Raw genomic sequence first — 12,656 nt, forward strand, 5'->3', positions numbered from 1 at the left:
TTGCGCGTTATCCGCGTTCCATTACTGCAGACATCCGTTCCGACATCTTGTACCGCCCCGCAGTTACCAATTTTTTCTTTTTCGACTGCCGTTCAAATATGTAGTCCAGTCGGCCCAGATTAATACCGGCAAACCCTACCTGGTTGATGGTGGTCATCTGACCGTCGAGATTGCGGATATGTTCCGGTTCGGGCATGAAGGTATGGGTATGCCCACCGATGATCAGGTCGATGTTACGCGTGTTCCTTGCCAACACCACATCGGAAACTTTATTTCCTTGGTATTTGTAGCCCAAGTGGGAGAGGCAGACGACGAGGTTGCATCGGTAGTCCTGTTTGAGTCGTTCGGCAAGTACATTGGCAGTAGTGACGGGGTCGAGATAGCGTACCCCTTGGCAACGTGTCGGATCTACTAATCCGGCCAGCTGGATTCCCAGTCCGAATACTCCAATCCGAAGGCCTTGTTTCCTGAAGATGATGTAATCGCGTGTCTTTCCTTTCAGAAGCGTGTCACTAAAATCGTAATTGGCTGTAAGGAACGGAAATTTGGCATAGGGAAGCATTTTAGCCAAGCCCTCCAATCCATTGTCAAACTCGTGGTTGCCAAAGGTACTCGCATCGTAGCGCATTCTACTCATGAGTTCCAATTCCACCTTCCCTCCAAATAGGTTAAAATAAGGGGTTCCCTGTACGGTATCGCCTGCATCGAGCAAGAGCACGTTACGTTGTTCGCTCCGGATGCGCTCCACCAGGGTAGCCCGACGCGCCACGCCGCCCAGTCCCTGGTTGCGTGAGCCGTCCATCGGAAACGGATCAATACGGCTATGCACGTCGTTGGTATGTAGGATGGTCAGTGTGACATGATCTTCATTGGCCAAAGCAGTCAACGGAATACCGCCGACCGTCGAAAGTGCGGCAAGTGTACCCGCTTGTTTCAGAAAACGACGCCTATTGATCGTGGATAATTCGTCCATCGAGTTGTGTATTTATGTGTTTACCTGCCTGCGTTTGTTCGCTTACATAGGTGATCAATGCTTCCCGTACTTTCTGACCCAGGTTGATGCGGCTAACCGGGCTATTCAGTCCGCGGGAATTGTCGCCTCCGTTGGCGAGATAGTCGTAGGTAATTAGTTTATAAGTATGGGAAAGCTCCAGTGGTTTCCCTGCTACTGCGATATCGGTGGCTTTGCCGTCGCTGATTTTCATGCGCAACCCCGATACGGGCTGGCCGCCAGTGGCAGCGATGAATTCAGCCAGTTGCTGAACACTCTTACCCGAGAGCTCTAGCAGCACCAATTCGTTTTCAAACGGCATCAGTTCAAAAAGGTTGCCTATTGTGATGTCTCCTTGCTGCAATTCAATGCGCAGGCCGCCCTTTGTACCAAAGGAAAATTCAGCATCCGGGTATTGCTTTTTTCCTTCCGCCAGCAACGCATCGGTAAAAAAATTGCCAAGCCGTGTTTCGGGTACGTTGCTGGGTTTGGTAAGGGCAACATCGGTGTGGCCGATTACACGGTCCATTTCGGCTTCCAATTGTTGTTTATAGGGTCGATAATACTCCATATAGGCCGCGTCAGGCGTAAGGGTACTGTCAATCTGCTGTTGGGTGTATTGATGGCTGGCGGGGACAAAATACCGATGGCAGGAAGTCAATAACGCAACGAAGAGAAAAAAACCGAAATGCGAGATGGATACGTTGATTTGGAAATGTTTCATAATCTCCCTTTGAACCGCGCAAAGTTAGTCAACCTGGATGAAATCAGGAATAACTAATTGTTAAAAGGCATCGAGTTATCCCCTTACCTTATCGTCCGGCTGATCGTTGGTATGGGTGGTAAGGACTGTTCGGATCCGGGTCCGCACATTTGTTCTATCCCGTACTTGCGGAAAGCTGCGTTTTTTGATAAATAGATTGGACAATTTATAGGCATCCCAATTAATCAGGAAGACACTTCCCAGAATAACCGCAAGTGCCATTAATTGTGAATAACTTACTGTCTCGTGGGCAAACCAAGCGCCGAGTAATACAGCAACAATCGGATTCACGTAGGTATGTGTGCTTACCTCTGTAGCCGGTCGTACCTGCAGCAGCCAGATGTACGAGCTATACGCGACGATGGAACCCATGCCAATCAGGTAGGTGATAGCCCACCAGGCCGAGGCCGGTACCATGTCAAAACGGAAACCGGTGATTTCCCCCCGGCCGGCGGCGGTCAGTGTAAAGGCAATTCCGGCAATAAACATCTGCCATGCAGTGCCGACCAAGCTGTTTCCTTTCTCAACTTTTTTGGATTTTCCATAATATTTGGAATATAAGGAACCGATAGTCCACGCGAGCGCACCGAGCAGCAGGAGCGACATACCCATAATATTTGACTGCCGTTGAGCGGCATCCAATGCCTGGGCCAGACGGTCGCCGAATAACATGACCACACCGAAAAATCCCATAAAAAGACCGATGACAATTGATAAGTTGCTGAAATTGGTCTTCCAATTTGGTTTATCCAACACAATAAACCAAATGGCAGCAGACGCTGACATAATGGCGACAAGCCCGCTAGGCATGAATTGTTCAACCCATATAATGATGCCGTTGTCAACGTATAAGAGTAACAAACCCATCAGTCCGGCATGAAAGATGGTGGCGCGGTGGAAAAGCCGGTACCCCTGGAAATAACACCAAACCAGCATAAGCAGTCCCGCAGTGCTGAACCGTATGGCCCCCAGCAGGAATGGGCCGAAACCCGCCAACGCTTTGTGGATAAAAAAAAACGTTGACCCCCAGACTATGTAAATCATAGCAAATGCCACGATAATCTGTAATTTCGAATACCTGACTTGTGTTAGCTTTGTCGTCATATCACTTTATCCTTACTCTTTATCCCTCATCTCCCCGTTTCCTCATTCCTCTACGCCTTGTTCCCTCACTTCCTATCACTCGGGAATCACTAACTGCTGTTCTTCTTTAACCGTTTCCAGAACAATGGTCGTGCGGGTGGAAATAATGCTGGGTATCTTTGCAAATGAATTACGCATCAGCTCTACCAGCGCCGCCGAATCTGCCGTACGCACTTTCACTAAGTAACCATCGTCGCCCGCGATGTCGTGTACTTCCTGTACTTCGGGAATGGCTGCCAGCGCCTGCCCCGTGGTGGCGCATCCAATGCCATCGGCTGCGCGGATAAAAATGAACGAGAGTAACGTTTGATCCAATGCTGCCGGATTGATTTTCGTCCGGTATTGCAGGATCACTTCCCGTTGTTCCAGCTTTTTGATTCGTTCCAGGATTGCCGAGGGAGCCATTCCCAATTCGCGGGCAATATCTGCATTGCTGATTCGGGCGTTTTCCTGCATTAACCGCAGGATGGCATGATCGGTTTGATCCAAGTTGTATTCTATTTTGTTCATTGTTCTGCAAATATATATAATATTTGAATTATATTCAAAATTTACGATAAAATATTGAATTATGTTCTTTGTTAGTTGGTGTGAGCCGTAAATAGTTTCGTAACAAATAAAAAGTGAGAAATAAGTTGATTTAATTAACGGTGTTAAGTAAATTTGCTTCGTTAATTTAATGCAATGGGAATCAAAGAAAGAAAAGAAAGGCACAGAGAAGATTTCAAGGCTCGGATTCTGCAGGCAGCTAAGAAGTTGTTTGTGACGGACGGCTATGAGGCGACTTCCATACGGAAAATCGCTGCAGAGATTGAGTTCAGTCCGACGACGATATATTTGTATTATAAGGATAAGACCGATATCGCTTACGCGCTTCATCAAGAGGGATTTGGTTTGATGCGTGAGCGGTTTTCTGCGCTTGCATACGTTGATGATCCTTTTGAGCGATTGAAGGCAATGGGTAGGGGGTACATTCAATTTGCGATTGATCATCCGGACTTTTATGAGTTGATGTTCATCATGAAAGAGCCGATGCAGTATTTGCAGGCACATCACCCGGAAGACGAATGGGAGGAGGGCGAGCAGGTATTTAATACGTTGATGCAAACCGTAGAAGGGTGTAAAGCGCACGGTTATTTCAGCAGTATGCCCACCGAAGAAATGGCGATGCTTTCCTGGAGTGTAGTGCACGGGTTATGTTCGTTACATATTACTAGTCATTTTAAACACATTGCAGAAAAGTGCAGCGATATCGAACTCGTTAAGCAGGATACGTTGCTGGAGAGTGTATTTGGCGCATATTTACAATTGTTGGAGCGACTCAAATAATTTTTTTTTGCTCATATATAAACACTGTTAATAATGAGAACAGTATTAATAATCATGCTGGGGTTTATCGTTGAACAAGGGATGGCACAAGGAGTACTTGATAATTATATCAGGGAAGGATTGGAAACCAACCTGGTGATGAAACAGCGCACAGTATCGCTTCAAAAGGCCACGTATGCATTGAAGTCGGCCAAAAGCATGTACCTGCCTACCGTGGCCTTGCAAGCAGGGTATCAGACGGCCGACGGGGGGCGGAACATCCCACTTCCGATAGGCGACTTGCTCAATCCCGTTTATCGTACATTAAACCAGCTGACAGGAACGGGTGCGTTTCCCGAAATTGAAAATGAAACCATCAATTTCCTGCCGAGAAATTACTACGATGCGCACATCCGCACCACCATGCCACTTATCAATACGGATATCGGTGCGAATAAACGTATTCATGAACAGCAGTTGCAACTCAGCGAACTGGACGTGGCCATCTACAAGCGGGAATTGATTAAGGAAATCAAGGTAGCCTATTTCAATTACCTCAGTGCGTTGCGGGCCAAGGATATTTACCGGGCTGCGGTAAACCTCGCCCGGGAGGGAGAGCGTACCAACGAGAAACTGGTGGAGAACGGAAAGGGACTGCCCGCATATGTGCTGCGTTCAAACAGCGAAGTTGCGGAGTCTGAAGCCCGGTTGACGGACGCCGAAATGAAGGCACGTAACGCACGGGCTTATTTTAATAGCCTGCTCAATCGTGCGGAAGAAGCGGAGGTGGATACCACTTTTGACCATGAAACCGCACTGTTACAGGCTGCGTCTATATTGCGCAACGATAGCGACGCCGGCCGTGAGCGGGAGGAACTCCAATCGTTATCCACCGCCATTGGCATCCGTTCCACGATGTTGAAAATGGACCAACGGTTTGTCGTCCCCAAATTGAATGCCTTCCTGGATCTGGGATCACAATCGGAAGGCTTTCATTTCAACGGCCAGACACGTTATTACATGGCAGGGCTGCAGTTGGAATTTCCCATTTTCAGCGGCAACCGCAATAAATATAAAATCCAGCAGTCACGCCTGGATTTACAGGATGCACAGTTGCAATTGGAACAAACAAAACAACAGCTGCAGCTTGCAAATTCCATGGCATATCGCAACCTACAGTCCGCATGGAAGAACTATCAATCGTTGAAAAGCCAGCTGGAGGCTGCACAGGCGTACCGGCGGCTGATTGCCAAAGGCTACCAAGCCGGATCGAACAGTTACATCGAGACGGTAGATGCACGCAATCAGTACACCTCCGCCAGTATGGCACTGCTGATCAATACCTATCAGGTACTATCAGCAGCAGCAAGCCTCGAACGTGAACAAGCAAGTTATCCCCTTACCCAATAAAAACAGAAGACAATGGACATAAAATCATTCAGCTATTATCCCATGGCCCTTGTACTGATCCTGAGTGCGTGTGGCTCAGATGAGCAGCGTACCGATGACCTGGCAGACAGCGAGGTAATCCCCGTGCGCATTATTCAGCTGGCGGTGCGCGATACCAGCCAGGTAGTCCATGCCACGGGTACCTTTACAACCGACGATGAAACCGTGTTGGCGTTTAAGAACGGTGGCGTGATCCAGCAGCTCCACGTAAAAGAGGGCGACTCCTTCAAGAAAGGGCAATTGCTGGCATCGTTGGAACCTACGGAAATCAATACCGCGGTGAGGCAGGCGCAGCTGGGGGTGGAGAAAGCTGAGCGTGACTACCGCCGCGCTCGGCAGTTGTTCCTCGACAGCGTAGCCACACAGGAGCAGATGGAAAATGCGAAAACGGCATTTGAAGCTGCCAAACAGGATGCAGACCGTGCTGCTTACAACTTGGGACATACCCGTATCCATGCGGCGTTCGATGGGTACGTATTGCAGCGCCCGGCCAGCACCGGGCAGGTGGTCGGACCGGGAGCCCCGGTGCTGTTGGTTAGCAGTACGGGGCGTAACGGCTGGTTACTTAAAGCGGGGGTGAGCGACCGGCAATGGTCGGCCATCCAATTGGGCGATAACGCGGAGGTAACCACAGATGCAGTCCGCGGCAAGCATTTTCCAGCGAAGGTATTCCGCAAATCCGAAGGAATCGACCCGCAGTCCGGAACGTTTACGGTATACCTGAAACTGGCAGGGAACGACGGACTTCCTACTGTAGCATCGGGTATGTTTGGTAAGGCTGAAATCCAGCTGTCGACCAAAACAGGTGCCTGGTTTATTCCCTATGAAGCCTTATTGGACGGCGATGCGGGTGCCGGTTATGTGTTCGTTACCGACGATGGGCAAACGGCACGCCGGATTCCGGTACAAATAGGAAGCATACAGAAAGACCGTGTCGTGGTGACCGGCGGACTGGAAGATGCAACCTCCCTGATTGTGTCGGGCAGTCCTTACCTTCGCGATGGTTCAAAAATAACGGTAAAATAGACAGTCATGGACCTGATCAAATATCCGATTAAGAATTATCAGTTTACGCTCATCATGGTGCTCATGGTGATCGCCATCGGTGTAAGCAGCATCCTGACCATGCCCCGTGCAGAAGACCCCGAAATGCGCCCCCCAAACTTTCCGGTGGTAGTGATCTATCCAGGTACCAACCCCAAGGACATGGAACAGCTCGTTGTGAAGCCCATTGAATCCCGGCTTTATGACCTGGATAACATCAAACGTATTCGCACGACGATCGTCAACGGCTTGGCGGTGCTGTTTGTAGAGTATGAGCACGACGTAGACTACGATAATAAATATCAAGAGCTGATCCGAGAGGTGAGTGCGCTGCGCCCACAGCTACCAGCTGAGCTTTACAGCATCGATGTGCAGCAAATCGATCCCACGGGGGTTAATGTCCTGCAGGTGGCGCTGATTTCCGAAAATGCATCACGCAAGGTGATGAAAGATATATCGGATGATCTCAAGGAGGAGCTGGAGAAGGTAAAAGCGCTTAAGGAGGTGGAGGTAAGCGGGCTGACAGATCAACTGATCCGCGTAGACGTCGAGCCAGCGCGTCTGGCACAATTGGGAATCCCGCTCAATCAGGTGATGCAAGCCATCCAGAGCGAAGGCGCGAATATTCCCGGTGGCAGCGTGCTTGCAGGCGGAAGGATATTCAGTATCAAGACCAGCGGCAATTATCAAAGCGTCGACGGCATCCGTAATACCATTGTGTCGAGTGCGCAGGGGAAAAATATCCTGTTGCGGGACATCGCCGATGTGTATACCGATTTCGCTCCCGAAACACACATCACCCGCTTAAATGGACATCGGGCTGTGTTTGTCAATGCCGCACAAAAGGCGGGGGAGAACATCAGCCGCACGCAGGAGGCCTACCTCCAGGTGCTGGACCAATTCCGGGAACGTCTGCCCGACAACATCGACATGGTGCTGCACTTCGACCAGGGTGAAAATGTGAACAATCGGCTGAGCGGCCTGGGGGTCGATTTCCTGATCGCGGTAACGTTGGTACTCCTCACGCTGCTTCCGCTTGGCACCCGGGCTTCGCTGGTGGTAATGATTGCAGTGCCGCTGTCATTAGCCATGGGAGTTATCATGCTCAATATATTCGGCTATTCATTGAATCAGTTAAGTATTGTGGGTTTTGTGGTAGCATTGGGATTGGTTGTGGACGACAGTATCGTGGTGGTCGAAAATATCGAGCGATGGATGCGGGAAGGATTTTCGCGGGTCGAGGCAGCTATTAAGGGTACGCATCAGATTGCCCTGGCGGTGGTGGGCTGTACGGCCACATTGGCCATCGCCTTCATGCCACTGATGTTTATGCCGGAAGCTGCCGGGGACTTTATCCGCAGCTTGCCCATGGCGGTCATCGGATCGGTGCTCGCTTCCATGCTCGTGGCGCTGTTGGTGGTGCCTTTCCTTTCCAGCCGTCTGCTGAAACCGCATGAAAACCCGGAAGGAAATGCGGTGCTTCGCTGGCTGCAGCGGACCATTCACAGTACTTATTCCGTATTGCTCGACCGGGCGTTGAAACGTCCCTGGCATGCCTTGGGTATAGCGGCATTGATTTTTGCCGTCGCCCTGGCTCTTATCCCCATCATCGGGTTCAGCCTGTTTCCCGCATCGGAAAAGCCGCAGTTTCTGATCCGCATCAGCGCGCCGTTGCAGGCGAATATTTACACCACGGACAGCATTACCCGCCAGATTGAGAGGGAGCTCGATTCGTTGCCTGAAGTACGGTACTTTGCATCCAATGTGGGCAAGGGTAATCCGCGGATCTATTATAACGTGGAGCAGGCCAACGAACGGGCTGATTTTGCCGAAATCTTTGTGCAGCTGCAACCTGAAACACGGGCACGGGATAAAGAGGAGCTGATTGAGCGGCTCCGGAAGCGTTGGACTCCCTACTTGGGTGCCAAAGTGGAGGTGAAGAATTTCGAGCAGGGCGTGCCCGTCATCTCGCCCGTGGAAGTACGGTTATTCGGGGATAACCTGGATACCTTGAAGCAGCTCGCTTACCGGGTGGAACAGATGATGGAGCAAACGCCCGGCGCATTGTATGTAAATAACCCGGTGAGCAACGATAAAACCGATATCCGGGTAGACATCCAGCGCGATAAAGCCTTGGCACTCGGAGTGCCAACGGCCAACATCGACCGTACGGTCCGCATGGTGCTGGCAGGACTGGATGTAACGACGTATACGGATCCTGGATCAGACGACGACGATTACCTTGTGCGGCTGAGCGTGCCCCGGGCGGCGTATCCCGATCTGTCGGTATTCGATCAGGTTTATGTAGACAATGTGCAGGGAACCGCGATACCTTTTAGTCAGCTGGCTACGCTGCAACTGATGCCTTCGCCTCCCGCAATTTACCACATCAATCGCGACCGTACGGTTTCGGTTAACTGCTTCGTGGATGCCGGGTATTCCAACGACGAAGTCATTCAGCACGTCATTGATCAAATGGATGCTATGAAATTACCTGCGGGATACCATTACGAGATGGGAGGCGAGGTGGAAAGCCGGGAGCAATCGTTCGGTGGCTTCGGTACGGTAATTCTGGTTACAGTATTTCTATTTATCGCGGTACTCGTGCTTGAATTCAAGACGTTGAAAAGTACGTTGATCGTACTTTCAGTCATTCCGCTGGGTATCGTGGGAGCCGCGTTGGCACTGTTGGTTACGGGAAACACGTTGTCTTTTGTTGCTACCATCGGGTTGGTGGCACTGGCTGGGATTGAGGTCAAGAATACCATTCTATTGGTCGATTTCACCAATCAGCTGCGTAGAGAAGGTATGGAACTCAATGAAGCGATCGAAAAGGCAGGAGAGATGCGTTTTTTGCCCATCATCCTGACATCGCTGACTGCGATCGGTGGTTTATTGCCCATAGCGTGGTCAAGCAACCCGCTGATTTCGCCGTTGGCGATTGTAATGATCGGCGGCTTAATTAGCTCAACGCTGCTCTCGCGTGTGGTTACACCGGTCGTTTACAAATTGATGCCGCCTAAAATTAACATGAAAACAAATTAACTGTTTTCGTTGCCTTGGCTGTTGTCAATCTTGGTCTTGCCTGTGCGGACGCCGCCCGCATTGGGCAGGCCTTGGTGACGTTTGAGGGTCCGCGTATCTTTGAATGTTTTGTCGGAGGTAGGATTTCCCATTTCCGTGTTACGGCTTCGTTCCGGGGTTTCTGCGATGCTCTTTCTTTTCATGGTGTTTGCATTTAATTACATGAGAGTTAACAGATCACCATGCCAATTGTTCGGGAATTTATGTTTCCGGCCCATCGCCTTTATCCACCGGTGGGTTATTTTTTGCTTTCTGCTCTTTGGCTTCCAAAATATCACGCAGGTTCCATCGCTTGAGCAGAATTTTCGTTGAGTATCGCTTGAGGTGATACTTTTCCGGTTCTCCGATGAGAAAGCCGAATGCGTTCATTGACGGTACGGCATCAAAAATGACTTTAATTGTAGCCGTAAGCGGCAGTGCCAGAATCAATCCAGCAAGACCGAAAAGCATGCCGCCCAGTAAGATGGAAATGATGGCCATGAGGGGGTTGATGCTGACTTTGCTGCCTACAATATTAGGGGTAATCACATTGCCCTCCAGAAACTGCACAACCTGAAACCAGGCGATAACACCCACAGCATACCAGGCGCTGTCTTTGGTTGCCAACGCAAATAAAGCCGGAAGTATCGAACCAATAGCGATGCCGATGTAGGGGAGAAGCATAAGCAGGGAAGCCAGTGTGCCAAAGAACCATGCATATTGGATGCCCATAATCCACAGACCAACCGTGTTGAGTATCGCTACGATGCCCATTACGGTAACTAATCCCAGCAAGTAGCTTTGTACCACCGAATAAATCTTGTTAAGTGTGTTATGCACCACATCCTGTGGTGTTGAGCGGAATGCACGGAAAAAGAATTCACGGAAAAAAACCCGATAATAGAGCAAAAAGAAGGAAAACAAGGGAACCAAAATAGCACCTGCCAGCACATTGCCCAGTGAGCCGAAGGCGGCGGTGATATAGGATGTTGCATTGGATAAAATTTGATTGGCCTGACTTCTTAGTCGTTCAACCACTTCCGTAGGTTCCAGTCCAAAACGTTCTTGCAACCAATGCTGTATCGTGTCGAAAATGGATAGAAATTTGGTTTGGATTTCTGCCCCATCCCGGCCAATCACGATCACCTGATGAACAATGAACCAAATCAATCCGGATAAAATGGCAATGGCTAAAATAACCGCAAGTAAGGCGGAAAACGCTTTCCCCAGCCGAAGGCGTTCTAAAGTTCCAGCCACCGGATAAAGCGAAATGGCAATGAGAATGGAAAACATCAGAGGAAGTAGCACGCCCTGCAGGACGTACATCAATGCGATGATAAGCGCCAGTGAAATCAGGCTTGCCGCCAATTCCATTGCATAGGGTCGTTTGGTAGGAGTTTCTTGCATATGATTCAGATAAGCCGTGTATATAATTTTCCCTCTTTCAAAGATAGTGAAATAAATACGATAACGCTATTTGTGAAGGATTCGGAGAAGGAACAAAAAATCAAACGGAATGTTTTGGCCAGCGGTTCAAAAAAATGCGGCTATGATAAGCTTGTCATTGTCTTCGGCGGTGATGCCACCTTTGTCGCAAGCTCGGTGCACCTTTGTTGCGGATTGTCCGCAACGAGCGTGGGCCAAGGTAGGGACAAAGGTCGGCTGATTGTGGGTTAATCACCGAAGCCGGTCCGAAGCCGTATACCGGTGGCATCTGATTGCGAGCTAAACCGTCACCATTCTTGGTGACTTTGGAAATTGAATAATCCTTCTCTTACATATGTGGGCAACTTAAGGTTGATTTCTTAAAAATTAATTTAAACTGTAAATTTCGATCGAAAGAGCCGGGGATAAAAAGCTAACGTTGGCCACTCTTTATGATTTCAACTATTATGCGAGACTATTGCGATATTTGCTGTCCGTCTTTATACATAAAAGGTCTTTCTTCCCTTCCTTTGGTTAGATTTCGAAGTAAAAGCAAACTGCCCTTCGGTACATTCTCAAACACCAAAAAATTGCTAACCTGACCTCGCTTGGATTCTAAAGGCTTCCATCGATTATCTTCCCAATATAGTAGCTGATAGAGCTCTCCAAATTTGATGAAGTTATCATCATTTCGGCATCAGAACCGTATCTTTTTTATGCTTTTTGGACTTTCAAAAGCCAAGCCTACCCAATTATTGTGAGTACTGTCTCCTTGAAAATAGGTAAGCGCTTCCCCATCAAATGCCCGTTCTCTAGTATTAGGGTTGCTGTCTCCTACCGTTGTCCCGATTACCGTTCCAGCCAACGTTTGTCCATTTTCATCATATGTCTCTATTTCGGCTATATCTCCCTGTGTGGAATCGGGAGCTAAATAACGGAAATATCGATATCTCTTCGAGGTGTCTATCAGTATATCATGATACGTCATTTCGGGGACTGAATCGATGACGTACAGATCATGTGAAGGGGAAAATCCGGCATTGTTGACTGCTTGGAACTTACCACCCTTTAAGGCCTGAGTGCGTGTGTTCCACCAATCAAACACAGGATACTTCCGTGTCAAATGGACTGTTTCCAAAAGTTCTCTGCTAGGCACCAACAATCTGGTTGTCCCGTTTGAATCCAAGAGCAGGGGAGGGACAATGGGAATAATTTTTTGCGACTGGTATAAGACGGGCAAATAGACAACTTGACGACCCATATCAGAAAATACAACTCGATTTCCATGTATTTTGCCAGCTTCGTATTTCTCGGGATCGCTATCATTTCCCGTGTAGTGATTCAGGACCTTCTCCAGCTCTCTTCTGTTGTCGCCTGCTTCTGACAACGTCTGTTCAAGACGATCATCGGCAAGATTACAACTGCACAACAGAATACCGATACCGAAAAAAAACTGCCAGTTTCGCATCG

Annotated in this window: 12 protein-coding genes; 5 read left to right on the plus strand and 7 right to left on the minus strand. The window is 49.1% G+C overall.

Annotated elements, in window-relative coordinates:
- Positions 1-7 precede the first annotated feature (7 nt).
- The 4 genes from BMZ56_RS20660 to BMZ56_RS20675 all read right to left on the minus strand — a co-directional run bounded on the left by BMZ56_RS20660 (position 8) and on the right by BMZ56_RS20675 (position 3,407).
- Positions 8-973: a bifunctional metallophosphatase/5'-nucleotidase gene (locus BMZ56_RS20660; RefSeq protein WP_090630216.1), complete on the minus strand. Its 966-nt coding sequence runs from the start codon at positions 971-973 to the stop codon at positions 8-10.
- Positions 948-1,715 carry a 5'-nucleotidase C-terminal domain-containing protein gene (locus BMZ56_RS20665; protein WP_245893328.1) on the minus strand — a complete coding sequence of 256 codons (768 nt, stop codon included), beginning with the start codon at positions 1,713-1,715 and terminating at the stop codon, positions 948-950. Before BMZ56_RS20665 ends, BMZ56_RS20660 begins: the two co-directional genes overlap by 26 nt.
- 75 nt (positions 1,716-1,790) lie before the next feature.
- On the minus strand, positions 1,791-2,798 hold the full coding sequence (locus BMZ56_RS20670) for an EamA family transporter (protein ID WP_245893327.1): 1,008 nt from the start codon (positions 2,796-2,798) through the stop codon (positions 1,791-1,793).
- 135 nt (positions 2,799-2,933) lie between these two features.
- Positions 2,934-3,407, minus strand: coding sequence for an Lrp/AsnC family transcriptional regulator (locus BMZ56_RS20675; protein WP_090630221.1), 474 nt, complete (start codon positions 3,405-3,407; stop codon positions 2,934-2,936).
- Between the two features lie 174 nt (positions 3,408-3,581).
- On the opposite strand from BMZ56_RS20675, the gene BMZ56_RS20680 reads away from it, so the two are divergent.
- From BMZ56_RS20680 to BMZ56_RS20695, 4 genes are read left to right on the plus strand one after another with little or no spacing between them, the layout of a single operon-like run.
- The gene (locus BMZ56_RS20680) at positions 3,582-4,226 is read left to right on the plus strand and encodes a TetR/AcrR family transcriptional regulator (RefSeq protein ID WP_090630224.1); all 645 of its coding nucleotides are present in this window, start codon (positions 3,582-3,584) and stop codon (positions 4,224-4,226) included.
- Between the two features lie 33 nt (positions 4,227-4,259).
- The gene (locus BMZ56_RS20685) at positions 4,260-5,615 is read left to right on the plus strand and encodes a TolC family protein (protein ID WP_090630226.1); all 1,356 of its coding nucleotides are present in this window, start codon (positions 4,260-4,262) and stop codon (positions 5,613-5,615) included.
- 12 nt (positions 5,616-5,627) lie between these two features.
- Positions 5,628-6,680: an efflux RND transporter periplasmic adaptor subunit gene (locus tag BMZ56_RS20690; protein WP_090630229.1), complete on the plus strand. Its 1,053-nt coding sequence runs from the start codon at positions 5,628-5,630 to the stop codon at positions 6,678-6,680.
- 6 nt (positions 6,681-6,686) lie between these two features.
- Positions 6,687-9,743 carry an efflux RND transporter permease subunit gene (locus BMZ56_RS20695; protein ID WP_090630231.1) on the plus strand — a complete coding sequence of 1,019 codons (3,057 nt, stop codon included), beginning with the start codon at positions 6,687-6,689 and terminating at the stop codon, positions 9,741-9,743.
- On the opposite strand, the gene BMZ56_RS20700 is transcribed toward BMZ56_RS20695, so the two are convergent.
- Positions 9,740-9,925 (minus strand): hypothetical protein, encoded by a 186-nt coding sequence (locus tag BMZ56_RS20700; RefSeq protein WP_090630234.1) that lies wholly within the window; start codon positions 9,923-9,925, stop codon positions 9,740-9,742. The genes BMZ56_RS20695 and BMZ56_RS20700 overlap by 4 nt on opposite strands.
- 58 nt (positions 9,926-9,983) lie before the next feature.
- On the minus strand, positions 9,984-11,168 hold the full coding sequence (locus BMZ56_RS20705; protein WP_090630236.1) for an AI-2E family transporter: 1,185 nt from the start codon (positions 11,166-11,168) through the stop codon (positions 9,984-9,986).
- Between BMZ56_RS20705 and BMZ56_RS20710 the strand changes: the two genes are divergently transcribed.
- On the plus strand, positions 11,169-11,438 hold the full coding sequence (locus tag BMZ56_RS20710; RefSeq protein ID WP_090630239.1) for a hypothetical protein: 270 nt from the start codon (positions 11,169-11,171) through the stop codon (positions 11,436-11,438).
- Positions 11,439-11,883: 445 nt separating this feature from the next.
- Here the strand turns inward: BMZ56_RS20710 and BMZ56_RS20715 are convergent, their stop codons facing one another.
- A complete protein-coding gene (locus tag BMZ56_RS20715; RefSeq protein WP_090630241.1) occupies positions 11,884-12,654 on the minus strand; it encodes a hypothetical protein in 771 nt (256 codons plus the stop codon).
- Positions 12,655-12,656: the final 2 nt, after the last annotated feature.

This window comes from Parapedobacter indicus, assembly GCF_900113765.1.
Classification (GTDB): domain Bacteria; phylum Bacteroidota; class Bacteroidia; order Sphingobacteriales; family Sphingobacteriaceae; genus Parapedobacter; species Parapedobacter indicus.

Coding starts and splice junctions, on each gene's coding strand:
- BMZ56_RS20695 (WP_090630231.1), top strand. CDS start 6,687: ATGGACCTGATCAAATATCCGATTAAGAATTATCAGTTTACGCTCATC.
- BMZ56_RS20660 (WP_090630216.1), bottom strand. CDS start 973: ATGGACGAATTATCCACGATCAATAGGCGTCGTTTTCTGAAACAAGCG.
- BMZ56_RS20665 (WP_245893328.1), bottom strand. CDS start 1,715: ATGAAACATTTCCAAATCAACGTATCCATCTCGCATTTCGGTTTTTTT.
- BMZ56_RS20680 (WP_090630224.1), top strand. CDS start 3,582: ATGGGAATCAAAGAAAGAAAAGAAAGGCACAGAGAAGATTTCAAGGCT.
- BMZ56_RS20705 (WP_090630236.1), bottom strand. CDS start 11,168: ATGCAAGAAACTCCTACCAAACGACCCTATGCAATGGAATTGGCGGCA.
- BMZ56_RS20690 (WP_090630229.1), top strand. CDS start 5,628: ATGGACATAAAATCATTCAGCTATTATCCCATGGCCCTTGTACTGATC.
- BMZ56_RS20685 (WP_090630226.1), top strand. CDS start 4,260: ATGAGAACAGTATTAATAATCATGCTGGGGTTTATCGTTGAACAAGGG.
- BMZ56_RS20675 (WP_090630221.1), bottom strand. CDS start 3,407: ATGAACAAAATAGAATACAACTTGGATCAAACCGATCATGCCATCCTG.
- BMZ56_RS20670 (WP_245893327.1), bottom strand. CDS start 2,798: ATGATTTACATAGTCTGGGGGTCAACGTTTTTTTTTATCCACAAAGCG.
- BMZ56_RS20715 (WP_090630241.1), bottom strand. CDS start 12,654: ATGCGAAACTGGCAGTTTTTTTTCGGTATCGGTATTCTGTTGTGCAGT.
- BMZ56_RS20700 (WP_090630234.1), bottom strand. CDS start 9,925: ATGAAAAGAAAGAGCATCGCAGAAACCCCGGAACGAAGCCGTAACACG.
- BMZ56_RS20710 (WP_090630239.1), top strand. CDS start 11,169: ATGATTCAGATAAGCCGTGTATATAATTTTCCCTCTTTCAAAGATAGT.